The 24,902-nt window shown below is 34.0% G+C and carries 22 protein-coding genes; 11 read left to right on the top strand and 11 right to left on the bottom strand.

The genetic code is table 11. The features are described from left to right. Window positions 1–3 precede the first annotated feature (3 nt). The 7 genes from HMPREF3154_RS02505 to HMPREF3154_RS02475 form a co-directional block, all read right to left on the bottom strand. Complete coding sequence (locus HMPREF3154_RS02505) at window positions 4–1,479, bottom strand: sucrose-6-phosphate hydrolase (protein WP_070474308.1); 1,476 nt, start codon at window positions 1,477–1,479, stop codon at window positions 4–6. Between the two features lie 234 nt (window positions 1,480–1,713). After that, window positions 1,714–2,664: a LacI family DNA-binding transcriptional regulator gene (locus tag HMPREF3154_RS02500; protein WP_023350002.1), complete on the bottom strand. Its 951-nt coding sequence runs from the start codon at window positions 2,662–2,664 to the stop codon at window positions 1,714–1,716. 144 nt (window positions 2,665–2,808) lie between these two features. Further along, a complete protein-coding gene (locus tag HMPREF3154_RS02495) occupies window positions 2,809–4,059 on the bottom strand; it encodes an ammonium transporter (protein WP_023350001.1) in 1,251 nt (416 codons plus the stop codon). A gap of 177 nt (window positions 4,060–4,236) precedes the next feature. Beyond that, entirely contained in the window at window positions 4,237–4,461 is a 225-nt protein-coding gene (locus HMPREF3154_RS02490) for a sulfurtransferase TusA family protein (RefSeq protein WP_023350000.1), read from the bottom strand. 18 nt (window positions 4,462–4,479) lie between these two features. After that, window positions 4,480–5,574, bottom strand: a complete 1,095-nt coding sequence (locus HMPREF3154_RS02485; protein ID WP_023349999.1) for a YeeE/YedE family protein — start codon at window positions 5,572–5,574, stop codon at window positions 4,480–4,482. Window positions 5,575–5,655: 81 nt separating this feature from the next. Continuing rightward, window positions 5,656–5,943, bottom strand: a complete 288-nt coding sequence (locus tag HMPREF3154_RS02480; protein ID WP_002436909.1) for a hypothetical protein — start codon at window positions 5,941–5,943, stop codon at window positions 5,656–5,658. A gap of 88 nt (window positions 5,944–6,031) precedes the next feature. Beyond that, the gene (locus HMPREF3154_RS02475) at window positions 6,032–6,673 is read right to left on the bottom strand and encodes a redox-sensing transcriptional repressor Rex (protein ID WP_002436898.1); all 642 of its coding nucleotides are present in this window, start codon (window positions 6,671–6,673) and stop codon (window positions 6,032–6,034) included. Window positions 6,674–7,029: 356 nt separating this feature from the next. On the opposite strand from HMPREF3154_RS02475, the gene HMPREF3154_RS02470 reads away from it, so the two are divergent. Continuing rightward, window positions 7,030–8,967: an ABC-F family ATP-binding cassette domain-containing protein gene (locus tag HMPREF3154_RS02470; protein ID WP_023349998.1), complete on the top strand. Its 1,938-nt coding sequence runs from the start codon at window positions 7,030–7,032 to the stop codon at window positions 8,965–8,967. Window positions 8,968–9,308: 341 nt separating this feature from the next. Then, window positions 9,309–10,925 carry a MutS-related protein gene (locus tag HMPREF3154_RS02465; protein ID WP_070474305.1) on the top strand — a complete coding sequence of 539 codons (1,617 nt, stop codon included), beginning with the start codon at window positions 9,309–9,311 and terminating at the stop codon, window positions 10,923–10,925. A 105-nt stretch (window positions 10,926–11,030) separates the two neighbouring features. Here the strand turns inward: HMPREF3154_RS02465 and tsaD are convergent, their stop codons facing one another. Genes tsaD through tsaE form a run of 4 tightly spaced genes read right to left on the bottom strand, consistent with a single transcriptional unit; the run spans window position 11,031 to window position 13,594 of the window. Then, window positions 11,031–12,059 carry a tRNA (adenosine(37)-N6)-threonylcarbamoyltransferase complex transferase subunit TsaD gene (tsaD, locus tag HMPREF3154_RS02460; protein WP_030063841.1) on the bottom strand — a complete coding sequence of 343 codons (1,029 nt, stop codon included), beginning with the start codon at window positions 12,057–12,059 and terminating at the stop codon, window positions 11,031–11,033. Then, a complete protein-coding gene (rimI, locus tag HMPREF3154_RS02455) occupies window positions 12,056–12,517 on the bottom strand; it encodes a ribosomal protein S18-alanine N-acetyltransferase (protein ID WP_002436921.1) in 462 nt (153 codons plus the stop codon). The genes tsaD and rimI overlap by 4 nt, the downstream gene beginning before the upstream one ends. Beyond that, window positions 12,490–13,152, bottom strand: coding sequence for a tRNA (adenosine(37)-N6)-threonylcarbamoyltransferase complex dimerization subunit type 1 TsaB (gene tsaB / locus HMPREF3154_RS02450; RefSeq protein ID WP_002436924.1), 663 nt, complete (start codon window positions 13,150–13,152; stop codon window positions 12,490–12,492). Before tsaB ends, rimI begins: the two co-directional genes overlap by 28 nt. Then, entirely contained in the window at window positions 13,133–13,594 is a 462-nt protein-coding gene (gene tsaE / locus HMPREF3154_RS02445; RefSeq protein WP_168992761.1) for a tRNA (adenosine(37)-N6)-threonylcarbamoyltransferase complex ATPase subunit type 1 TsaE, read from the bottom strand. Before tsaE ends, tsaB begins: the two co-directional genes overlap by 20 nt. A 443-nt stretch (window positions 13,595–14,037) precedes the next feature. Between tsaE and ilvD the strand changes: the two genes are divergently transcribed. The 9 genes from ilvD to ilvA all read left to right on the top strand — a co-directional run bounded on the left by ilvD (window position 14,038) and on the right by ilvA (window position 24,741). Beyond that, on the top strand, window positions 14,038–15,726 hold the full coding sequence (ilvD, locus tag HMPREF3154_RS02440) for a dihydroxy-acid dehydratase (protein ID WP_002436914.1): 1,689 nt from the start codon (window positions 14,038–14,040) through the stop codon (window positions 15,724–15,726). Window positions 15,727–15,868: 142 nt separating this feature from the next. After that, complete coding sequence (gene ilvB / locus HMPREF3154_RS02435; protein ID WP_226859642.1) at window positions 15,869–17,542, top strand: biosynthetic-type acetolactate synthase large subunit; 1,674 nt, start codon at window positions 15,869–15,871, stop codon at window positions 17,540–17,542. After that, on the top strand, window positions 17,542–17,775 hold the full coding sequence (locus HMPREF3154_RS02430; protein WP_002436904.1) for an ACT domain-containing protein: 234 nt from the start codon (window positions 17,542–17,544) through the stop codon (window positions 17,773–17,775). The genes ilvB and HMPREF3154_RS02430 overlap by 1 nt, the downstream gene beginning before the upstream one ends. 128 nt (window positions 17,776–17,903) lie before the next feature. Then, a complete protein-coding gene (ilvC, locus tag HMPREF3154_RS02425; protein ID WP_023349994.1) occupies window positions 17,904–18,908 on the top strand; it encodes a ketol-acid reductoisomerase in 1,005 nt (334 codons plus the stop codon). Window positions 18,909–18,924: 16 nt separating this feature from the next. Beyond that, window positions 18,925–20,460, top strand: coding sequence for a 2-isopropylmalate synthase (locus HMPREF3154_RS02420; protein WP_030063836.1), 1,536 nt, complete (start codon window positions 18,925–18,927; stop codon window positions 20,458–20,460). Further along, window positions 20,457–21,500, top strand: a complete 1,044-nt coding sequence (leuB, locus tag HMPREF3154_RS02415; protein WP_023349992.1) for a 3-isopropylmalate dehydrogenase — start codon at window positions 20,457–20,459, stop codon at window positions 21,498–21,500. Before HMPREF3154_RS02420 ends, leuB begins: the two co-directional genes overlap by 4 nt. A 17-nt stretch (window positions 21,501–21,517) precedes the next feature. Continuing rightward, a complete protein-coding gene (gene leuC / locus HMPREF3154_RS02410) occupies window positions 21,518–22,888 on the top strand; it encodes a 3-isopropylmalate dehydratase large subunit (RefSeq protein ID WP_023349991.1) in 1,371 nt (456 codons plus the stop codon). Beyond that, complete coding sequence (leuD, locus tag HMPREF3154_RS02405; protein WP_002436916.1) at window positions 22,889–23,458, top strand: 3-isopropylmalate dehydratase small subunit; 570 nt, start codon at window positions 22,889–22,891, stop codon at window positions 23,456–23,458. Between the two features lie 14 nt (window positions 23,459–23,472). Then, on the top strand, window positions 23,473–24,741 hold the full coding sequence (gene ilvA, locus HMPREF3154_RS02400) for a threonine ammonia-lyase IlvA (RefSeq protein WP_023349990.1): 1,269 nt from the start codon (window positions 23,473–23,475) through the stop codon (window positions 24,739–24,741). The last annotated feature ends 161 nt before the right edge of the window (window positions 24,742–24,902 follow it).

The following is a 24,902-nucleotide window of genomic DNA, read 5'->3' as shown; positions in this document are numbered from 1 at the left end:
ATATCATCCCTTTAGTTCAAATTTCGTAAATTGTAAATATACTTGTCCTGACTCAGTAGATGCTTTGATACCCGTAGAAGCTTCACTTGGGAAAATACGGGATGTAAGTACACGTTCACCATTATTACAAAATATTTCTATACTCGACGTATCTGCAAAAATGTGTAACTGGTTTAAAGGTGTATCTAAAATGGTTGAACGCGTTGTGCCATCCACATTTGTAGGTAATAAACCACTTTCTGACCGATCTAATGTGAGCGAATTCTCACGTTGATTATAGGTAATCAATGTAGACTCATTTCTAGAACTTCTAAGCTCAAAATAAATTTCAGTTGCATCATTTTCTAAAATATCAATAATCATTTCATATTGTTTGCCTTCATAGGGGTGCAATTTGCGGTTAAATTTATTTGCATACCCTAATGCAGTCTCTTTGTTCGTTCTTAAAGTTTCTAGAGCTTTTAATGGTCGTTGCTTTAATTTACCATTTTCGAGAGTAAGTTCTCTTGGAATCGTTAAACAATGTGCCCAACCTTCACTATCTGTCGGATAATCACTTTCTGGTAAGCCCATCCAACCAATTAATATGCGTTTTCCATCTTTATCTATAAATGTTTGAGGTGCATAAAAATCAAAGCCTCTATCTAACTCTTGAAACTCTTGATGATCAAATGTCATATTTTCAATATTTAAATGACCGATCATGTAGCCAGATTGATAAATATTGCGATATTTATTTCCATCCGCTTCAATCCCTTGCGGACAAAATAAAATAACACCCTGTCCATCTAATTCGAAATAATCAGGGCATTCCCACATGTAACCAAAATGATTTAAATTCGTTTGAATTTCACCAAGAAATGTCCAGTTAACAACATCATCACTTTGATATAGTAGTAACCGCCCTTGTTCATTATTATTTTGGGCTCCTATAATTGCATACAATTGATCATCTTTTTTAAACACTTTAGGATCTCTAAAATGACTTGTGTATCCATCAGGTTGTCCATGAATTACTGGTTTAGGAAACTTCTCAACTGAACCATCTTCTTTAACGCGAGCAATCATTTGACTGGAGGTACGTTTCCAATAATTGTCTCTATGATTACCGGTATAAATGTAATAAAGATGACCATTAAACTCAAATGCACTACCACTATAAACACCATGACTATCATATTTTGTGTCAGGCTCTAATATAGGACCTTGTGCTTTGAAATGTACTAAATCATCACTTTTATAATTAAACCAATATTTCAAACCATGAACCGCCCCTAGAGGGAACCATTGATGTGATATGTAATAATAGCCGTCATAATAAATGAGACCATTTGGATCATTGAGCAATCCTGTTTCAGGCTGAATATGGTATGTCTGTCTATAAGGAGAAGCATCGACTCGTTGTTTTAAATTTTTAAATGTCTCTGTATCAACATCCTCTATTCGTTGATAACGTGCTTCACGTGTCCATTCCGCCATGTTTTCACTCCTAATCTCGACTGATTTGACTTTTACTTAACTTTATTATTTTAACATATTAGCTTAACACTACGATGTAGAATTTTTGTTAAGAACGCTTATTTATGAAAATGAAAACCACAATACTTTAACGTTTTTATGATAAATAAATTTTCTTAAGTATATATCTTAACAAATTTAATCATCGTAGTGGTATCGGTTCCAAATTATTATAAAATAAAAATCCCTCACCTTTTACTTAATGACAGGAATTTTTATTTTAAGTTCTGTAGTTTGATGATTTAATAATTGATTAATTTCTTTAAGTGCTTGCTCTCCTGCTTCTTTATAATTTAAGTGAATTGTTTCAATTATCGGAGACACTACTTGTGTCATTGGATCACCACCAAATCCAAAAATTGCATGAGGAGATAGATCTTTCTTATGATCCGCACAAAATTTGTGAATTGCTAAGGCAATTGAATCCGTTGCACCGACAATTGCATCAACTTCCGTTATATTGGATAAATATCTCTCAACATCTACCAGAGCTTCTTCATATTTAAATGTAGTTTCATAAATCTTAGGTTCAATATTATATTGTTTTAGAGCATCTATTAGTCCCTTTTTACGTTTAATACCAACAGCAACATCACGTTCACTAACGCTAAATAAAGTGACTTGGTGTAGTCCTTTTTGACCTATTCTCATACCTATTTCAAATCCAGCTTGGTAATCATCATGATATATACTATGCAATTGTGCATGTTCTTGCCCTACAATAATAACCGGTACGTTAATCTTTTCTATAATTTGAATATGTTGTTCAGTAATGTTTGTAGCCATTAAAACAATACCATCTACTTTACTTCTTGATAATGTTTCTAATGCTGCAAGTTCTGCTTCTAGTTCAAGTCCAGTATAATTTAATAAGAGTTGATAGTTATGTAAATGACATTGGTTGATGACACCTTTAATAGTTTCATCAACTGCGAATGAATTCATACGTGGAATAATTGCTCCAATAAGATTTGTACGTCTTGCTCTTAAACTTTGAGCAAATTGATTAGGTTGATAATCATACTCTTTAATAATTTTTGTCAGCTTTTCTTTTGTTTTATTACTAACGGATCCATTGTTTAAAAACCTTGAAACAGTACTTTTTGATACACCCGCTAGCTTGGCGATATCAGAAATATTTTTCATAAGAAAACTCACCTATCATATATTCAATAACTTAAACTTATTCTATCACATATGTAATCGCTTTAAATACTTAAATCAATTACATTTTAAATACTAAAGTTTAATTGATATGAAGGTGAGTGTATTTATTTTTGAAAATAATTTTTAAAATTTCATACGGCGATTGAATTTGTTCAATTCGCCATAGAAGTAGGCCTTTTCTCCATGAACGATTGCATCAAGACCTGTTTTATCCTCCTCTTCAGTAGTTGCTAAAGGAGTGAATGATTTAATTACTCTAGCTATCATGTATGTAACTATTGCACTAAATACGACAGTTGCTATTGCTGCTGCTAATTGAATGCAAATGACTTTAAAGTTACCTGTATATATGAGTCCATTTTCAATAGCATCATTTACTTTATGAGACTGGAACACACCTGTTAAAACTGCGCCTAATACTCCCCCTACACCATGAATACCAAATGCATCTAGAGCATCATTATATTGTAACTTCACTTTAATTAAATTAATAACGACATAACAACCGATACCACCAATTATAGCTATGATCATGGCACTTAAATAGTTAACATAACCTGCTGCTGGAGTAATAGCAACGAGACCTGATAAAGCGCCTGATAATAATCCTAAAAGACTTGTCGTTTTTTTCAAAGCATACTCTAAAATTAACCATCCTAGCGCACCTGCACTTGCAGCGATGACTGTGTTAACAAATGAAACCATTGCGATTTGGTCGAAAGTAAATGCACTACCTACATTAAAGCCATACCAACCCAACCATACTAAAATACCTCCGATGAGAGTTATTAGTAAGTTATGTGGGGTATGTTTCTCTTGCTTTTTACCTACACCAATCATTATTCCTAATATAAGACCAGACACCCCTGAGGTAATATGCACAACTGTACCCCCGGCATAATCAATAGCACCGAGTTTACTAATCCATCCGCCGCCCCACACCCAGTGAGCTACTGGACTATAGATAAATACAACCCATAAACCGACAAAAATAAGATAAGGGATAAATCTCATTTTTTCAGCAATTGAACCTGATAAAATAGAAACTGCTATAGTACAGAACATCATTTGGAATAACATGAAGAGTGCGAGAGGGACATGAGGGCTAATAGTTTTAGAAATAGCAAAGCCTACATGGTTTAGACCTAGAAATTTTAAGCCACCTAACCAATCATTACCTTGATCAAAACTAATAGAAAAACCAATAATCATCCACGCAAAGGTAACGATAACTATTGCAGCCATACTTTGCATTACTGTATTTAATGCATTCTTAGATTGGACTAGACCTCCATAAAATAAACTTAATCCTGGAGTCATTAACCAAACTAATAATGTACATAGAAATAAGAAAATTGTATCATCCATATTCATTCTTACCACTTCCTTTAGCAACATCATAAAGAGTGTTTAGTAGAAGTGCAAAAATCGGTAAGATAAAATTACACTAATTGTAAGATTAAGTGACATCATAACTTGAGTATTTGAATATATTAAAATAAAAAAGCCAGTGACATCGTATGATATCACTAGCTTACGTCTAAATTAAATTTAAGGTTTTTGAATAGTTATCGTCCAAGAAGCATCATCTAATTGTTCATAATTAGTGACTGGATATCCATTTTCAGCTGCCCAGTTTGGTAAGGCTTCTGTTGCCTGCGTACAATCAAAGTCTATTTTTAATTCATCGCCTTGCTCTAACTCTTCCATTTTCTTTTGCGCTTCAATAAGTGGAAATGGACACACCATTCCAACAGTACCTAATTCATGTACCAATTTCTTATCCTCCTTACCTTATGTTGTCTGAGTTTGTTGACTCACTTGTTTACGTTTAGATTTTTCATTAGATGATTGTTGAAACTTTTTCATTGGTTTAATAAAAATAAAATAACTCATGAACCATACACCAACTATCATTGATGCTAAACCTAACCATCCTTGCCAGCTCATTGTTGCGGTTTCTACTAACCCATTACCAATTGAACATCCACCAGCTACTGAAGCACCAAATCCCATCAATATGCCACCAATAGCACTGTTACGAATCGTCTTCTTATCTGGAAGTCTCCATTTAAATTCTTTAGACCCTCTAGCAGCAATATATGAACCAATAAAGATACCGAGCACTAATAAAACGCCCCAATCGATGAACTTAGTGTCACCGGATATTAGAAAGTTAATCAAATTAGCAGATGGAGTCGTAATCCCAAGTCCATAAGGTCGACCAGTTGATTCACTCATGGGCCATGCTAGTAAAGCAATAAGTCCTACGGCAATACCAGCTATAAATGGATGGTATTTTCTTTCAAATAAATAGTGTCTAATACCTGTATATTTTTGTTTTAACTTAGGCACCATCACTTTCGGTTTACGTATAGTTTTCACAACCATTGTAATTGTAATAATTGCTAAAATTAAAACAAGTACCCAATTAGGAAGCCCTGTTGAATGACTTACACTCGCATTCACGTTCGTAGGCTTATTAATCATATTCATAACAGGAAGGAGTACTCCTGTTTTAGTAATTGCAGAAGTTATAGCATATAAAATTAATGCCACCCAACTTCCAATTAAACCTTCGCCAGCACGATACCACGTACCTGTGGCACAGCCACCAGCTAATACAATACCAACGCCAAATATAAATGATCCTATAATCGTCCCTAATACTGGAAATGTATGTGTAGGCACTTCAATAATACCTAAGCTTGTTAATATGAGTAATCCCAAACTCTGAACTGTTATAGCTACGAGCAATGCATAAAACATTTTATTACTTTTTTGGACATACATGTCTCTGAAACCGCCCGCTAGACAGAATCTTGTTCGTTGCATTACGAACCCTAATAATACTCCGACAATAAGTCCACTAATTATCATCCATGTCATTTAATCACCTATTTCCGATATAAATACTAAGGTATTATATTAGAAAAAATGAAAAATTGCAAGTTCAATATTTTTTGAAACCTAATGTATTTTCAATTCTTTACTCAATGATTTTAAATCCTCTTTTGAAAAATGACTAAATTTATACCACTCATGATTGTTATAGTAAACAAATAATTTACTTCCCAGCAGTCCTTTCGAGCACTTATATCTCACAACTTTATTAATATCTAACTCTATATCAAATGGAGTATATTCTTTGCCATAAGCTTTGAATTGTAAAGTATTCTCATTGATTACTAATTTTCCAGGAACCCTTATCATTTGAGGGATATGTGCTTTAAATGTACAGTTTGCTTCAAATTTCATTATGGCTTGTGCCCCCTTTATTTTATTACGTATACTATATCATTTTTACATAATAAAGTAGCATCCTAAATTAGGATGCTAAAAGTTATTAATTATTATTACTATAGTTCTTCATAAAGAACAATAGTGATTGTAGTTCAATACCCAAATCAATATGGTGAACTTGTACATCTTGTGGTGTTTTAACTCTGCTTGGCGTAAAGTTAAGTATACCTTTCACACCCGCTTCAACGAGTTGATCAGCAACCTGTTGTGCTACACTTTCAGGAGTCGTTAATATCACAACGTCAATTTCTTCTGCTGCTAATGTAGATTGAATTTCATTGATATTTTTAACAACGACTTTACCCACTTTCTCTCCAATTAGATCTTCTCTAATATCGAAAGCTTCAGTAATTGTCATCTCAGCGTGTATTGAAAAATTATAAGTAAGTAACGCGCGACCTAGATTACCAACACCTACTATCGCAATTTTAATTTCATCACTTTCACTTAGTTCAGACTTGAAAAATTCAAGCATACTATCGATGTTGTAACCATAGCCTTTTTTACCTAATTCACCAAAATATGAAAAATCACGACGAATCGTTGCCGAATCTATTTGTAAAGCTTCACTGATTGCTTTAGAATTCACACGGTCGATACCCTTAGATTTTAATGTACTCACAAATCTATAATATAAAGGTAAACGCTTTAATGTAGCACGAGGAATTTTAATATTTTCTGGCATCCAATATGTCCCCCTTAAAGTTTGAATGAATTATATTTATGTATTCAAACGTTTTATCGTGCAAGTTGTAAGGCGTTTAAATAAACAAATAATTGCCTTCAATGAATACTTAAATATTATACATTATTGATTTTTAAAAATAAATATCTCAGTTTCATGTAATGCGCGAATGCTGTAAAATAAAGATAATTGAGTCAATAAATAGCTTAATCGTCATACCTTATGAGGTAGATGTACCCTATTATTAAAAAATAATGCTTAACTATTTAAAATTCACATAAAATTAAAATTTTTTAAATCTTATTGATTACATATAGTCTATAACTATTTAATAGAATTAGAAAGGTGAGAATCGAATGATACTTTTACAACTTAATGACATCTCGAAATCGTTCGATGGTGAAGATATTTTTACTGATGTAGACTTTGAAGTTAAAACTGGTGAAAGAATTGGTGTCGTTGGTCGAAACGGTGCAGGTAAATCTACATTAATGAAAATCATAGCCGGCGTAGAAGGTTACGATAGTGGTCATATATCGAAAATAAAAAATTTAAAAATGGGTTACCTCACGCAACAAATGACACTTAACTCCACGGCTACTGTCTTCGAAGAGATGTCAAAACCATTTGAACATATAAAAAATATGGAAAACTTAATTAAAGAGGAAACAGATTGGTTGGCACAACATACAAATGAATATGAAACCAAAACTTATCAAGAGCATATGGAACGTTATGAATCATTAACAAACCGGTTTGAACAACTTGAAGGTTATCAGTATGAAAGTAAAATAAAAACAGTTCTTCACGGGCTTAATTTTACTGAAAGTGATTTTAACAAACCCATTAATGATTTTAGTGGTGGTCAAAAAACACGACTTTCTCTTGCTCAAATGTTATTAAATGAACCCGACTTACTATTGCTAGATGAGCCAACAAACCACTTAGATTTAGAGACTACTAAATGGTTAGAAGATTATTTAAAATATTTCAAAGGCGCCATTATCATAATTAGTCACGATAGATATTTCCTAGACAAAATAGTTACTCAAATTTATGATGTTGCCCTTGGAGACGTTAAACGTTATGTAGGTAATTATGAACAATTTATTGAGCAACGTGACCAATACTATGAAAAACGTATGCAAGAGTATGAAAAGCAACAAGAAGAAATTCAAAAATTAGAAACATTTGTTGATAAGAATATTACACGCGCTTCAACAAGTGGCATGGCTAAAAGTCGACGTAAAACGTTAGAAAAAATGGAACGTATAGATAAGCCAATGATTGACGCTAGAAGCGCAAATATCCAATTTGGCTTTGAAAGAAATACAGGCAATGATGTCATGCATATTCGTGACCTAAAAATTGGTTATGATTCACCTATCACTCAACCTATTAATATCGAAGTATTCAAGGGGGATCATATCGCAGTAATAGGACCAAATGGCGTAGGAAAAACGACACTTATCAAAACAATTGCCGATAAGCAAAACAAACTTGGTGGAGAAATTACTTTTGGAGCAAATCTTCAAATAGGCTACTATGACCAAAAACAAGCTGAATTCAAATCTAATAAAACAATTTTAGATTACGTTTGGGACCAGTACCCTACTATGAATGAAAAAGATGTACGTGCTGTACTAGGTCGTTTCTTATTTGTACAAGAAGATGTTAAAAAAATAATTAATGACCTATCTGGCGGTGAAAAAGCTCGTTTGCAATTAGCTTTATTAATGTTGCAAAAAGACAATGTGCTGATTTTAGACGAACCTACCAACCACTTAGATATCGATTCAAAAGAAATGTTAGAACAAGCGTTAAAACATTTTGAAGGTACAATAATATTTGTTTCTCATGATAGATATTTTATTAATCAGCTTGCAAATAAAGTATTTGATTTGAATCATGAAGGTGGACAGATATATCTCGGGGACTATCAATACTATATTGAGAAAACTGAAGAAACTGCTGCACTAAAAGCTCAAGAAGAATTGAAGAATTCTTCTTCAAAAACCAATAACAATAATGACACTTCTATTTCTTCTTCAGCATATTCAAGTCAAAAACAACAGAAAAGTCATCAACGTAAAATCGAACGTCAGATTGAACAATGTGAAACTAAGATTGAAGAATTTGAAACTCATATTTCTTATATTGAAACACAATTAACTCAGCCAGAAGTATTTAATGATCCAATGAAAGCTGCAGAATTAGCTGAGGAAAAAAATAATACCGAACAAAAATTAGAACAAGTAATGTTAGAATGGGAAGAATTACAAGAAAAATTATAAATATCCATTTATTATTGAGACACTTAAAGGTAGAATTTCTTACTTTTTAGTGTCTTTTAGTATGTTATTACACAAATTTTATTCACACGCTATATTGTTAATTTGATAGCTATCCACACACTTATCCTAGTTATCCACAAGTAAATTAACACTTTCGCTAAAAATTATTCGAGTTATACACGGTAATATCCACACTTTTCAACAGTGTTTATCCACAGTTTACACACATTTTGTTGATAAGTACGCACGTTCCCTATTGACATCTTATATTTAGTATGAAGATTTGAGTCTAAAATTTATTTATGAAATAATTTAACTATAACTATATTGAGGAGACATTTATGACTAATAATCAGACGTTTGGACTCATCGTTCTTATCTTTATTATTTTAATAGCGATTGTAAATATCACCGTTTCATTTATCGAAAGGAGAAAAACAATCGCTAAAATTAATACGCTTTGGGATAGGAAAGCTAAATTAGAGACATTTATAAGGCCTAATTCTAGGTTTGATGCTCAATATCAAGAGTATAAGGATAATTACACTGATCAACATCCTCTTATAGATGATAAAACTTGGTCAGATTTAAATATTGAAGCTCTATTTCATAAAATAAACTTTAATTTTACCGCTATTGGAGAAATGAAATTATATGCTACATTAAGAGGAATGTTCTCGATTGAAAATCGATCACTCATCAAGCGTTATAGCGAGGATAAATCTTTTCGTTTAAATGTATCTTACATACTTTCTAAAATAGGCAAAACTGTATACCCATTATTCCCAGATCAATTAACACCAATTCCTAAGAACAATCTCTTAATGTTTTGTCCTTTATTACCTTTAATTGCATTTTTATCTATATTTATTTCACCAGAAATAGGAGTCTTTTTATTTATTGGAAGCTTCTTCTTAAATATTGTGCTTTCTTTAAATTTAAAGAAAACTTATGAACAGGATTTAAAATCAATCTTTTATACTGCTAATGTAATCAAACAATGTAAGGCTTTGTCTAAGATAGAGGGAACACCTGACATAAATATTAATTTTAATCACTTTAAAAATTCTCGACGTTTTAGTGGATTGCTAGCTCAATTAGAATCCAATGATGTTGTAGGCAGTACGATAATGCTTGTCAAATTAATGTTTATGGTTGATTATGTTTTATTTCATCTAATACAACATAGTTATTTTAAATATCAAAATGAAGTCGAAGAATGTTACGACTATATTAGTACACTAGATAATCACTACTCTTTAGCTATGTATAGACGTACGTTAACTCATTATTGTATACCTCATGCTGATCAATACATGGAGGGTATGCATTTTCAAAGTTTAATTCATCCACTAATAGATGAAGAAGTGGCCGTTCCTAATGATTTAAACTTGGATACCAACCTTCTACTTACAGGTTCGAACGCTTCTGGTAAATCGACTTTCATGAAGGCTGTAGCACTGAATGTTATTATGGCTCAATCCCTTAATATTGCTACTGCTGAATCATTTAACTACCAACCAGGTTACGTTTTTACTTCAATGGCTAACGCAGATGATATACTCTCAGGGGACAGCTATTTTATGGCTGAATTAAAGTCAATTAGACGACTTTTTAATATTCATACACAAGCTAAAATTTACTGTTTCATAGATGAGATTTTTAAAGGAACTAATACAACAGAACGTATTGCTGCCTCTGAATCAGTACTCAGCTATTTAAATGAACTGCCAAATTATCAAGTTGTTGCAGCTACGCATGATATTGAATTGTCCACCCTATTAGAAAAGGATTACCATAATTATCATTTTAATGAGTCTATTCAAAACAATGAAATTTATTTTGACTATAAAATCAAATCAGGCAAAGCAAATACGCGCAATGCGATTGAATTGCTTAGAATTACTCATTTTCCAGATGATATTTATCACCGCGCTAAAACACAAGTAGATGAATAAGTTGACTTTTACAGTAATAACTATTTAAATATTTATACAATAATAAAAGCACTATATAACGAAATATTAACAGTTAAGTTCATACGTTATATAGTGCTCTTTTGTTTATTTACTCATCGTAAAATCTTCTATGTCTATATTATTTTCACCGTTTAAAGCTAAATCACCTCGTAATCCAGCCTGATAAAGATAATGACCCGCAGCTCCAATCATTGCAGCATTATCTGTACATAAGGATGGACTTGGGATCGTTAAAGTAATGCCTTCATTATCACAAGCTTCTTTGAGTGATGTTCTTAATCCTTTATTGCTTGCTACACCACCTGCCACAATAAGTCGTTTAACGTCATAAGATTTACAAGCATGAATAGCTTTATAAGATAATACTTCAACAACGCTGTTTTGAAAACTTGTAGCAACATTTTCTTCTACAATTTCTTCATTTTTTTGTCTTAGATTATGCAATTTATTAATGACTGCACTTTTTAATCCACTGAAGCTAAAATCGTAGCTATCCTTTTCAAGCCAAACCCTTGGGAAATCATATACATCTTGACCTTGAGTAGCTAGCTGATCGATTTGTGGTCCTCCAGGATAAGGTAAGTTAATCGTACGAGCCACTTTATCATAAGCTTCTCCAACAGCATCATCTCTCGTCTCACCAATAACTTCAAAATTCAGGTGATCTTTCATATAGACTAACTCTGTATGACCACCGGAAACGATTAAAGCCATTAATGGAAATGTAAGTGGTTGCTCTAAATGATTTGCATAAATATGGCCAGCAATATGGTGAACAGGAATAATAGGTTTATCATAAGCGAAAGCGAGCGCCTTTGCAGCATTTATTCCTATTAGTAATGCACCTATTAATCCTGGACCTTGCGTCACTGCTATAGCATCAATCTCGTGCATAGTGACGTTTGCTGAGTCAAGTGCCTCTTCAATCGTAGCTGTTACACCTTCAACATGATGTCTACTTGCGACTTCAGGAACAACTCCACCAAATCGTTTATGACTATCAATTTGACTTAATACTGTATTAGAAAGTATTTCTTGACCATTTCTAATCACACTTACACTTGTTTCATCACAACTGGTTTCCATCCCTAGAATTAAAGTTTGTTGTGTCATTTTAAATTCACCCACATCACTAGTGCATCCTCACCTTCACCATAATAATTTTTTCTTTTTCCACCATATTCAAATCCTAAATTCTGATATACATGTTGCGCCACTACATTATCTAAACGAACTTCTAAACTCATTACTTCACAGGTATGACTTGCGTAATTTTTAACATATTTAAGTAATAATTGACCTAGTCCGTACCCTCTATACTGTTTTTTAATGGCGACTGTTGTAATTTGAGCTTGATCTATAACAATCCACATACCTAAATATCCAATAATTTTATCATCATATTCAATCACAAAATATGTTGCAAATTGATTCTGTTCTATTTCATGATAAAAGGCATCAATCGTCCATGAACTATCATTGAAGCTTTCGCGCTCTATATCAAAGACTTGAGGAACATCTTCAACACTCATTTTCCTAATATTTAATTGTTCTTCTGTTGGTCTAACCAATTTCTTTCCGCCTCTGATAATTTATGATACTTCGGTGTAAATGAATGGATATTTTCAGGTTGTTGAATTAAGGATTTCATAACTGAAGCTTTAGGTAAACTTTCAATCACTTCGCTATCTAATAAATGCTTTATATTTTCTAAATTAAACCCAATAAAAACATATTCTTGATTTAGCGCATGAAGTTTATCTTTTAAATCATTAATTGATAAATATCCATCCTCAATGATTGTAGTTAATTCACCATTAACGTATTGATAAACACCTGTATAAACCGCTTCTCTTCTTGCGTCAAAGATAGGTACTAATAATCTATGCTCATCTTTAATAGTTGCAGCAAGAGCTTTAAGTGATGACACACCATATAATCGAGTTTGTAAAGCGTAAGCTAACGTTTTAGCCACAGTCACACCGATTCTTAAACCTGTGTATGAACCCGGTCCTTCTGCAACAACTATGTCTGTGATTTCTTGTTTATCAACTTGAGACTGTTCAAATAACTTTTGAATCTCAGGCATCAATTGAACTGAATGATTTTGTTTAATATTTGTAGTTTGTTCAATTAACACTTTTTCATCCTGCATGAGTGCAACTGATAACGGCTGATTAGATGTATCAATGAGCAGATAATTCATTGATAACAACCTCCCTTAACATTTCATAATGTGCACCTTGTGCTTCAATCATTATTGTACGTTCATTTTCATTTATAACATTAATGTTGATTGTCAAATGTTGATAAGGTAATAAATCAGAAATAAACTGACTCCATTCAATGACTGTAACAGCATGGTCTTCGAAATATTCCTCAAATCCTAAATCTTCTTCATGGTCTTCCAAACGATAGCAATCCATATGATGAAGTTTGAGTTCATTCCCTTTATAAGATTTAATAATATTAAATGTTGGTGAATTAATAGTTCGTTTCACACCTAAAGCTTTTCCTATAAACTGTGTTAAAGTCGTTTTACCTGCACCTAAATCGCCGTTCAATAAAATTAAATCTCCTGACTTTAAATTTTTCACTAAAACATCAGCAAATTCTTTCATCTCATCTAAATTGTGTATAGTAATCAACATTCATTCTCCTATTTACGAAGATACATTATTATTTCGTCCTTTATTAACTCATTCATTGTAACAAATTTTATTATAAATTTCTTTGTGAAAATTCTAGAAACATACTTAAAAATAATTGTTAGAAAATTCTATATTTTTATTGACACGCTATTTCACATGTAGTAAATTAAGTTTATCAAATTTTAAGACAATTCAAATTATTAAGAATACTTATCCATTCACCGAAAGGAGTATAATAAAATGACTTATCATACATCACATTATCTACCGACAACTCAAAACATTATTATCATTTTATTATACTCGTTAGGACTCGAACTTTAGTTAGTTGAACTACTAAATGTTTAAGTCCTATTTCTAGTTGAATGGGACTTTCAAACGTCCCAATTATTATTGGGACGTTTTTTATTGTTCTTAATACTCATACGGGGGAATCAAATATGCGAAGCGACATGATCAAAAAAGGAGATCAACAGGCTCCAGCAAGAAGTCTTTTACATGCGACGGGCGCTCTTCAAAAACCTACAGATATGAATAAGCCTTTTGTGGCAATTTGTAATTCTTATATCGATATCGTACCAGGACATGTTCACTTAAGAGAACTTGCTGATATCGCGAAAGAAGCTATTCGTGAAGCGGGTGCAATCCCTTTCGAATTTAATACGATTGGTGTAGATGATGGCATCGCAATGGGACACATTGGAATGAGATATTCATTACCTTCGAGAGAAATTATTGCAGATGCAGCTGAAACAGTAATTAATGCACATTGGTTCGATGGTGTTTTTTATATTCCTAACTGCGATAAAATCACTCCGGGCATGATACTTGCTGCGGTACGTACAAATGTCCCTGCAATTTTTTGTTCGGGTGGCCCAATGAAAGCTGGTCTATCTGCTCACGGTAAAGCACTTACTTTATCTTCAATGTTTGAAGCAGTCGGCGCTTTTAAAGAAGGATCAATTTCTAAAGAAGAATTTTTAGATATGGAGCAAAACGCCTGCCCTACTTGTGGTTCATGTGCTGGTATGTTCACAGCAAATTCTATGAACTGTTTGATGGAGGTTTTAGGACTCGCCCTACCTTATAACGGAACAGCTTTAGCAGTTAGTGACCAACGTCGTGAAATGATTCGTCAAGCTGCTTTTCGATTAGTAGATAATATTAAAAATGATATAAAACCAAGAGACATCGTTACACGAGAGGCAATCGATGATGCTTTTGCATTAGACATGGCAATGGGCGGCTCAACTAATACTGTGTTGCATACATTAGCAATCGCAAATGAAGCAGGCATTGATTATGACTTAGAACGTATTAATGAAATTGCGAAAAGAACACCCTACCTTTCAAAAATCGCACCTAGCTCTTCTTACTCTATGCACGATGTACATGAAGCTGGTGGTGTTCCAGCTATTATCAATGAGTTAATGAAAAAAGATGGTACGTTACACCCAGAAAGAATTACAGTCACTGGTAAAACATTAAAAGAAAATAATAAAGGAAAGGAAATTACAAACTTTGATGTTATACATCCTCTTGATAGCCCTTACGATCATGAAGGTGGACTTTCAGTACTTTTCGGTAATATAGCTCCCAAAGGTGCAGTGATTAAAGTAGGTGGTGTAGATCCCTCTATTAAAGTCTTTAAAGGGAAAGCTATTTGTTTTAACTCTCATGATGAAGCTGTTGAAGCAATTGACAATCATACTGTACGTGAAGGTCATGTTGTAGTTATTCGCTATGAAGGTCCTAAAGGCGGTCCGGGAATGCCTGAAATGTTAGCTCCTACTTCCTCTATTGTTGGCCGAGGATTAGGAAAAGATGTGGCTTTAATTACTGATGGTAGATTTTCAGGTGCTACAAGAGGTATTGCTGTGGGACACATTTCCCCAGAAGCAGCATCTGGTGGCCCTATCGGATTAATTAGAGATGGAGATGAAATTACAATTGATTTAACAAATAGAAAGTTAGATGTTGACCAGCCACAAGAAGAACTTTATCGCAGACGTGAAGAGCTACAACCATTTAAAGCAAAAGTAAAAACAGGATATCTGGCTAGATACACCTCTTTAGTCACAAGTGCTAATACAGGTGGTATTATGCAAGTTCCAGAAAACCTTATTTAATTAGGAGATGATTACGATGTCTAATCAAAAAGAAAGCCCCTCTTTTACAACGGTAACCGCGATTAGTAAAGAAAATACTGATACATTTAATGTTTCTGAATCACAAGAACCAGAATATCTTCAACAACAAACTGTTAATCAAATGCGTAGTGGTTCTCAACTTTTAGTCGAAGCTTTACAACATGAGGACGTTGATTTTATTTTTGGTTACCCAGGCGGTGCTGTATTGCCACTTTATGACACATTTTATGATGGGCAAATCAAGCATATCTTAGCAAGACATGAACAAGGTGCAACCCATGCCGCAGAAGGATATGCACGTGTCTCAGGTAAAACTGGTGTAGTTGTTGTCACTAGTGGCCCAGGAGCTACAAATGCAATTACTGGTATCACAGATGCACATAGTGATTCTTTACCTTTAGTCGTTTTTACAGGTCAAGTAGCAACACCAGGAATTGGAAAAGATGCCTTCCAAGAAGCAGATTTACTTTCTATGACAACACCAATTACTAAACAAAATTATCAAATTAAAAATGTTGAGGATATTCCAAAAATAGTTCATGAAGCATTTCATGTGGCTAATTCAGGAAGAAAAGGTCCTGTCGTCATTGATTTCCCGAAAGACATGGGAATTTTATCAACAAACGTTGGTTTATCAAATGAAATCAATTTGCCTCATTATCAAGTTAAAAGTGAACCAGAAGATATAGACATTAAGACATTAGTTTCATATATTAGTAAATCTAAAAAGCCTATTATTCTCGCAGGTTCAGGTATCAATCATTCTAAATCAAATCAATTATTAACAGAATTTGTCACTAAACATCAAATCCCTACCGTAACCACACTATTAGGTCTTGGTGCAATACCTTACGAACATCCCCTGTTCTTAGGAATGGGAGGCATGCATGGTTCATATGCAAGTAATATGGCACTCACTGAATGTGATTTACTCATTAATTTAGGTAGTCGTTTTGATGACCGACTAGCTAGCAAACCTGATGCATTTGCACCAAACGCTAAGATAGTTCACGTAGACATCGATCCTTCAGAAATCAATAAAGTCATTCAAACAGATTTAGGTATTGTTGCCGATTGTAAACTCGTTTTAGAAGCTTTATCTTCTGAGAATGTCACAACAGCTCATCATGAAGAATGGATTCATTATTGTAAACAGAATAAGCAAAAACATCCATTCAAATACGATAAAAATGAAGATGATACATTTAGTAAACCTCAAAAGGCAATTGAATACATCGGAAAAATTACAAATGGCGATGCAATCGTCACTACTGATGTAGGTCAACATCAAATGTGGGCTGCTCAGTTCTACCCTTTCAAAGACCATGGTCAATGGGTAACTAGTGGCGGATTAGGTACGATGGGATTTGGTATTCCTTCTGCGATTGGTGCACAACTCGCTTCCCCTGATAAAACTGTCGTATGCTTCGTCGGAGATGGTGGTTTCCAAATGACTAATCAAGAAATGGCGCTATTGCCTGAATACAACCTGAACGTGAAAATAGTGTTAATTAATAATGGTACGTTAGGTATGGTTAAACAATGGCAAGACAAATTCTTTAACCAGCGCTTCTCTCATTCAGTATTTAATGATCAACCTGATTTTATTAAAATGGCTGAAGCATATGGTATCAATGGATATCTAATTGATTCACCGGACAAACTTGAATCACAAATCGATGCAGCTTTCAATCATAATGGTCCAGCATTAATTGAAGTTCGCATCTCTCCTGTAGAACCTGTCAATCCTATGGTACCTAGTGGTAAATCTAATCACGAGATGGAGGGATTATAATGAAACGTACAATTCAATTTGTGGTCGCCGACCAAGTGAGTACATTACATCGTATTACAAGTGCTTTTGTTCGATTACAATGTAACATTGATGAGCTGCATGTTAAGAGGTCAGATAATGAAGGTATTTCTAATCTAGAACTGAAAGTACACATTGAAGACGAAGCTGCTTTCAATATTGTATTAAAAAAGTTAGAACAACAAATCAATGTATTAAGTGTTACGAGTGTTTAAAAAATTGTTTGATGCGCTAGCGATGTGAAAAAACTGATGATTGAGACATAACTATCATCTTACATATTTTTATAACATAAATATTTTGAAAATTAAGAATTTTTAGGAAGTAATTGGAGGAATTCACTATGACAAAAGTTTATTATGATCAATCAGTTGAAAAAGATGCTTTACAAGGTAAAAAAATTGCAGTAATTGGTTACGGTTCACAAGGACATGCACACGCTCAAAATTTAAAAGACAATGGTTATGATGTAGTCGTTGGTATTCGACCTGGTCATTCTTTCGATAGAGCTAAAGAAGATGGATTTGATGTTTATCCAGTGAATGAGGCTACTAAACAAGCAGATGTAGTAATGATTTTATTACCTGATGAAATCCAAGGTAATGTATATAAAAATGAAATTGAACCTAACTTAGAAGCAGGCAATGCATTAGCTTTTGCGCACGGATTTAACATTCACTTTGGAGTTATTCAACCCCCTGCTGATGTAGATGTATTCTTAGTAGCACCTAAAGGTCCTGGTCATTTAGTAAGACGTACCTTTGTAGAAGGTACTGCTGTACCAGCATTATTCGGTGTACAACAAGATGCTTCAGGTCATGCACGTGATATCGCACTAAGTTATGCCAAAGGTATTGGTGCAACACGTGCTGGTGTTATTGAAACTACATTCAAAGAAGAAACTGAAACTGATTTATTCGGTGAACAAGCTGTACTTTGCGGGGGTATCCATAAATTAATTCAAAGTGGTTTTGAAACTTTAGTAGAAGCTGGATATCAAAAAGAATTAGCATACTTCGAAGTATTACATGAAATGAAATTAATCGTTGATTTAATGTACGAAGGCGGTATGGAAAACGTTCGCTACTCTATTTCAAATACAGCTGAATTTGGTGATTATGTATCTGGACCACGTGTTATCACTCCAGAAGTTAAAAACAACATGAAAACTGTATTAGAAGATATTCAAAACGGTAACTTTGCTAATCGTTTTGTTAAAGATAATGAAAATGGCTTTAAAGAATTTTACCAATTACGTGAACAACAACATGGTCATGAAATCGAAGCGGTTGGTCGTGAATTAAGAAAAATGATGCCATTTATTAAAGCTAAAAGTATTCAAAAATAATAAGGAGATGTTAAAAATGGAAAGCCATATTCAAATTTTTGATACAACACTAAGAGACGGAGAACAAACACCGGGAGTCAACTTTACCTTTGACGAAAGATTGAAAATTGCTAAGCAATTAGAAAAATGGGGAGTCGATGTCATAGAAGCTGGTTTCCCCGCTTCAAGCTCTGGAAGTTTTAAATCAGTTGAATCAATTGCAAAGGCATTAACTACTACAGCAGTTTGTGGCTTAGCTAGATGTAAAAAGTCAGATATAGACGCTGTATATGAATCAACAAAGTTAGCTGCTAAACCGCAAGTACATGTGTTTATTGCAACATCCCCTATTCATTTAGAGCATAAATTAAAAATGTCTCAAGAGGAAGTATTAGCATCTATCAAAGAACATGTATCATACGCTAAACAATTCTTTGAAGTAGTACAATTTTCCCCTGAAGATGCGACTAGAACCGAAATTCCGTTCTTAATTGATTGTGTGCAAACTGCTATTGATGCTGGCGCTACCATTATTAACATCCCAGATACTGTAGGATTCAGTTATCCTACAGAATATGAACAAATTTTCAAAACATTAACCAAATCCATCCATTCTGAACAACCAATCGTTTTCAGTGCCCATTGTCATGATGACCTGGGTATGGCTGTATCTAATAGTCTGGCAGCCATTGAAGGTGGTGCACGACGCATCGAAGGTACTGTGAATGGAATTGGTGAACGTGCGGGTAATGCTGCGCTTGAAGAAGTTGCATTAGCACTTTATGTTCGACGTGATCATTATGGTATTGAATCCCAAATTAAACTTGATGAAACTAAGAAAACATCAGACCTCATATCACGATACGCAGGAATTCGAGTTCCAAGAAACAAAGCAATCGTCGGTCAAAATGCGTTTAGTCATGAATCGGGGATACATCAAGATGGTGTACTCAAACATCGTGAAACATATGAAATTATGACGCCTCAATTAGTCGGAGTAAGTACAACTGAATTACCTCTTGGTAAATTGTCTGGAAAGCATGCTTTTGCTGAGAAACTAAAATCATTAGGCTATGACATTAGCACTGAGGATCAAATCAACTTATTTAAACAATTTAAAGAAGTTGCTGATAAGAAAAAATCAGTTTCTGATCGCGACATCCATGCAATCATTCAAGGATCTGAGCATGAGCAACGAGCGATTTATCAATTAGAAAATTTACAACTGCAATATGTATCTAAAGGGCTACAAAGTGCTGTGGTCGTGATTAAAGATAAAAATGGAAAAACTTATCAAGATTCAAGTATTGGAACAGGTTCAATCGTATCTATATATAATGCTGTTGATCGTATTTTCCAAAGAAAGACAGAACTTATCGATTATAGGATTGACTCAATCACTGAAGGTGCAGATGCGCAAGCAGAAGTTCACGTTAGTTTAATCATCGAAGGTACACCAGTCAACGGTATAGGAATTGATCATGATATTTTACAGGCTTCTTGTAAAGCCTATATAGAAGCTCATGCGAAATATATTTCTGAAACACAAAAGAAAGAAGGTATTCATTCATGAGTTACAAAATCGTAGCTTTACCTGGCGATGGTATAGGACCAGAAATTATAAATGGTACATTAGAGCTTCTCGAACTAATCAGTCATAAATATGACTTCCAGTATCAAATAGAACATCATCATTTTGGAGGTGCGGCAATCGATAACTATGGTACACCTCTTACTGAAGAAACATTAGAAGCATGTAAATCTTCAGATGCCATTTTACTTGGTGCAATTGGTGGTCCCAAATGGTCAAATCCTAAAAATCGTCCAGAACATGGGCTATTAAAACTTAGAAAAGCTTTAAATTTATATGCAAATATACGTCCAACCATTGTAAGTGAGGGTACCAGTCATTTATCTCCATTAAAACAAGAGCTAGTTGAAGGTACTGATTTAGTGATTGTCAGAGAACTAACTAGCGGTATTTATTTTGGTGAACCAAGTCACTATGATAATCATTCAGCTCTAGATTCACTTACTTATACTCGTGAAGAAATAGAGAGAATCGTTAGAGTTGCATTTAATTTAGCTCAAAATAGAAGAAAAAAACTAACATCCGTTGATAAAGAAAATGTATTATCTTCAAGTAAACTTTGGCGTCAAGTGGTGAATGAAGTTAAAGCGGATTATCCAGATGTTGAAGTCAACCACTTGTTAGTAGATGCCTGTAGCATGCATTTAATCACACACCCTACTCAATTTGATGTTATTGTTACCGAAAATTTATTTGGAGACATTTTGAGTGATGAAGCATCAGTAATACCAGGCTCACTTGGTTTATCCCCTTCCGCAAGTTTTGGGGAACAAGGGACACGATTATATGAGCCTATTCATGGCTCGGCACCTGATATCGCTAACCAAGATAAAGCTAATCCATTTGGTATGGTGCTATCTTTGGCACTTTGTTTAAAAGAAAGTCTAAATCAAGAACAAGCCGCAATAGAACTTGAAAAACATGTATTTAAACTCATTAAGTCTGGCCATACTACAGCAGATTTAGGTGGAAGTCACAAAACTTCTGAAATATTTAAACTACTAAAGAATAATTATTTATAAAAGGGAGGAGAAGTATTATGGGACGAACACTATTCGATAAAGTATGGAATAAACATGTTCTACATGGGAATGAAGGTGAACCACAATTATTATATATAGACCTACATCTCATACATGAAGTTACTTCTCCTCAAGCTTTTGAGGGACTCAGAATTCAGAATCGTTCATTAAGAAGACCTGATCTCACGTTTGCTACTTTAGACCATAATGTACCGACTATCGACATTTTTAACATAAAAGATGAAATAGCAAATAAACAGATTACTACCCTACAAAAGAATGCCAAAGACTTTGGCGTCCATATCTTTGATATGGGATCTGATGAACAAGGTATCGTTCATATGGTAGGACCTGAAACAGGTTTAACTCAACCAGGAAAGACAATTGTTTGTGGCGATTCTCACACCGCGACACATGGTGCTTTTGGTGCAATCGCATTTGGAATTGGTACAAGTGAAGTTGAACATGTCTTTGCTACTCAAACACTTTGGCAAACTAAACCTAAGAATTTAAAAATCGAAATAAATGGTAAACTACCTACCGGCGTTTATGCCAAGGATATAATACTCTATTTAATTAACCAATATGGCGTTGATTTTGGTACAGGATATGCCCTTGAATTTACAGGAGAAACGATTAAGAGTTTGTCTATGGAAGCTCGAATGACAATTTGTAATATGGCAATTGAAGCAGGCGCAAAATACGGTATGATGCAACCTGATAAGACGACTTTTGAATATGTTAAAGGTCGTCCTTACGCTACTAATTTTGATCAATCTATTGATTGGTGGCAAACTTTATATTCCGATGAGGATGCGTACTTCGATAAAGTTATTGAATTAGATGTTTCAAACTTAGAACCTCAGGTGACATGGGGAACAAATCCAGAAATGGGAGTTAATTTTAGCTCTCCTTTCCCAGAAATTAAAGATTCTAATGATGAACGTGCCTATAACTACATGGGACTCAAACCAGGTCAAAAAGCCGAAGATATTGAATTAGGCTATGTATTCTTAGGTTCATGTACGAATGCAAGACTCTCTGATTTAGTAGAAGCAAGTCATATTGTTAAAGGTAATAAAGTTCATCCTAATATCACAGCTATTGTAGTGCCTGGCTCCAGAACAGTTAAGAAGGAAGCTGAAGCACTAGGTCTAGATGTCATTTTTAAAGAAGCAGGTTTTGAATGGAGAGAACCAGGTTGTTCAATGTGTTTAGGTATGAATCCCGATCAAGTTCCTGAAGGTGTGCACTGTGCTTCCACAAGTAATCGTAATTTCGAAGGACGTCAAGGTAAAGGTGCACGAACCCATCTTGTATCTCCTGCTATGGCAGCAGCTGCTGCTATTAACGGTAAATTTGTAGACGTAAGAAAGGTGGTCGTATAGATGGAAATTCAACCTATTACAACATACACAGGTAAAGTTGTTCCCCTTTTCTACGACAATATAGATACAGATCAAATTATACCCAAAGTTCATCTCAAACGTATTTCTAAAACCGGCTTTGGTCCCTTCGCATTTGATGAATGGCGTTATTTACCTGATGGTTCAGATAATCCAGAATTTAACCCTAATAAGCCAGAATATAAAGATGCTTCTATTTTAATAACGGGAGACAACTTTGGGTGTGGTTCAAGTCGTGAACACGCTGCTTGGGCTTTAAAAGACTATGGTTTTAATATCATTATCGCAGGTAGTTTCAGTGATATCTTCTATATGAATTGTACGAAGAATGCAATGCTCCCTATTACACTTGATAAGGAAGCACGAGAACATCTGGCTCAATTTGAAGAAATTACGGTAGATCTACCTTCGCAAACCGTATCATCTTCAGAACAAACTTTTGAATTTAAAATAGATGAAACATGGAAGAATAAATTAGTAAATGGACTTGATGATATTGCCATTACTTTACAATATGAAGATCTAATAGAAAAATATGAAAAAACATTTTAAGGGTGTTGAATATTATGACAGTTAAAACAACCGTTTCGACACAAGATATAGATGAAGCTTTTTTACGCCTCAAAGATATCGTGAAAGAAACGCCATTACAGCTTGACCACTATCTTTCTCAAAAATATGATTGTAAAGTATATTTAAAAAGAGAAGACTTACAGTGGGTTCGTTCTTTCAAATTAAGAGGCGCATATAATGCTATTTCAGTATTATCTGAAGAAGCTAAAAATCGAGGTATCACTTGTGCTAGTGCTGGTAACCATGCTCAAGGCGTGGCATACACTGCTAAGAAATTAAATCTTAGAGCTGTAATTTTTATGCCAGTTACTACACCTCTTCAGAAAATAAACCAAGTTCAATTTTTTGGTAGCGATAATGTTGAAGTCGTGCTAACTGGTGATACATTTGATCATTGCTTAGAAGAAGCTTTAGCTTATACTAAAGAAAATGAAATGAATTTTATTGATCCATTTAATAATGTATTTACAATTTCAGGCCAAGGAACACTTGCCAAAGAAATTATTGAACAATCCGAAGCAGATGGAGTAAAATTTGATTATTTATTTTCTGCTATAGGCGGTGGAGGTTTAATATCTGGTATTAGCACATATTTCAAGGCTTATTCCCCAAACACACAAATTATTGGTGTTGAACCTGCAGGCGCCTGCAGTATGTATGAATCTGTAGTCGTAAACAAACGGGTCATCACTTTAGATCACATTGATAAATTTGTTGATGGTGCTTCAGTAGCCAGAGTTGGAGATATTACATTTGATATAGCTAAGCATAATGTAGATGATTATGTACAAGTAGATGAAGGAGCAGTATGTTCTACTATACTAGATATGTACTCTAAACAAGCTATAGTAGCTGAACCCGCAGGCGCTTTAAGTGTAGCTGCTCTTGAAAACTATAGAGCAAAAATTAAAGGTAAAACTGTTGTATGTGTTGTAAGCGGTGGTAATAATGATATTAATAGAATGAAAGAAATTGAAGAGCGTTCATTATTATTTGAAGAGATGAAACATTACTTCATCCTTAATTTTCCTCAAAGACCAGGGGCTTTAAGAGAGTTTGTTAATGATGTACTAGGTCCTCAAGATGATATTACTAAATTTGAATATCTTAAAAAGTCCTCTCAAACAACAGGTACTGTTATTATTGGTATTCAACTTAAGCACCATAACGATCTCATTCAATTAAAAGAACGCGTAAATCAATTTGATCCATCAAATATATATATTAATGAAAATAAAATGTTATACTCTTTATTAATTTAAAAGGTACAAGGAAAGCTTGAAAATAATCTTACTATTGTAAGTATTATTTTCAAGCTTTTTCGTATGACCCAATTTCATCTGTTTTCTATTAGTTCTTAAATAAAAAAAGCTTGCGGTATATTACTATCTGGCAATTGGTTCTTAATGGCTTTGGCCATTAA

Origin of the sequence: Staphylococcus sp. HMSC06C11 (genome assembly GCF_001808345.1) — a bacterium.
GTDB classification, from domain to species: domain Bacteria; phylum Bacillota; class Bacilli; order Staphylococcales; family Staphylococcaceae; genus Staphylococcus; species Staphylococcus capitis.
Note: the sequence above shows the minus strand (reverse complement) of the source record. Positions and strands in the feature narration are given on the sequence as shown.

What these genes read in the sequence shown, in the direction of transcription:
- HMPREF3154_RS02505 (WP_070474308.1), bottom strand. Translation starts at nt 1,479, where the DNA reads ATGGCGGAATGGACACGTGAAGCACGTTATCAACGAATAGAGGATGTT.
- HMPREF3154_RS02500 (WP_023350002.1), bottom strand. Translation starts at nt 2,664, where the DNA reads ATGAAAAATATTTCTGATATCGCCAAGCTAGCGGGTGTATCAAAAAGT.
- HMPREF3154_RS02495 (WP_023350001.1), bottom strand. Translation starts at nt 4,059, where the DNA reads ATGAATATGGATGATACAATTTTCTTATTTCTATGTACATTATTAGTT.
- HMPREF3154_RS02485 (WP_023349999.1), bottom strand. Translation starts at nt 5,574, where the DNA reads ATGACATGGATGATAATTAGTGGACTTATTGTCGGAGTATTATTAGGG.
- HMPREF3154_RS02480 (WP_002436909.1), bottom strand. Translation starts at nt 5,943, where the DNA reads ATGAAATTTGAAGCAAACTGTACATTTAAAGCACATATCCCTCAAATG.
- HMPREF3154_RS02475 (WP_002436898.1), bottom strand. Translation starts at nt 6,673, where the DNA reads ATGCCAGAAAATATTAAAATTCCTCGTGCTACATTAAAGCGTTTACCT.
- HMPREF3154_RS02470 (WP_023349998.1), top strand. Translation starts at nt 7,030, where the DNA reads ATGATACTTTTACAACTTAATGACATCTCGAAATCGTTCGATGGTGAA.
- HMPREF3154_RS02465 (WP_070474305.1), top strand. Translation starts at nt 9,309, where the DNA reads ATGACTAATAATCAGACGTTTGGACTCATCGTTCTTATCTTTATTATT.
- tsaD (WP_030063841.1), bottom strand. Translation starts at nt 12,059, where the DNA reads ATGACACAACAAACTTTAATTCTAGGGATGGAAACCAGTTGTGATGAA.
- tsaB (WP_002436924.1), bottom strand. Translation starts at nt 13,152, where the DNA reads ATGAATTATCTGCTCATTGATACATCTAATCAGCCGTTATCAGTTGCA.
- ilvD (WP_002436914.1), top strand. Translation starts at nt 14,038, where the DNA reads ATGCGAAGCGACATGATCAAAAAAGGAGATCAACAGGCTCCAGCAAGA.
- ilvB (WP_226859642.1), top strand. Translation starts at nt 15,869, where the DNA reads ATGCGTAGTGGTTCTCAACTTTTAGTCGAAGCTTTACAACATGAGGAC.
- HMPREF3154_RS02430 (WP_002436904.1), top strand. Translation starts at nt 17,542, where the DNA reads ATGAAACGTACAATTCAATTTGTGGTCGCCGACCAAGTGAGTACATTA.
- ilvC (WP_023349994.1), top strand. Translation starts at nt 17,904, where the DNA reads ATGACAAAAGTTTATTATGATCAATCAGTTGAAAAAGATGCTTTACAA.
- HMPREF3154_RS02420 (WP_030063836.1), top strand. Translation starts at nt 18,925, where the DNA reads ATGGAAAGCCATATTCAAATTTTTGATACAACACTAAGAGACGGAGAA.
- leuB (WP_023349992.1), top strand. Translation starts at nt 20,457, where the DNA reads ATGAGTTACAAAATCGTAGCTTTACCTGGCGATGGTATAGGACCAGAA.
- leuC (WP_023349991.1), top strand. Translation starts at nt 21,518, where the DNA reads ATGGGACGAACACTATTCGATAAAGTATGGAATAAACATGTTCTACAT.
- leuD (WP_002436916.1), top strand. Translation starts at nt 22,889, where the DNA reads ATGGAAATTCAACCTATTACAACATACACAGGTAAAGTTGTTCCCCTT.
- ilvA (WP_023349990.1), top strand. Translation starts at nt 23,473, where the DNA reads ATGACAGTTAAAACAACCGTTTCGACACAAGATATAGATGAAGCTTTT.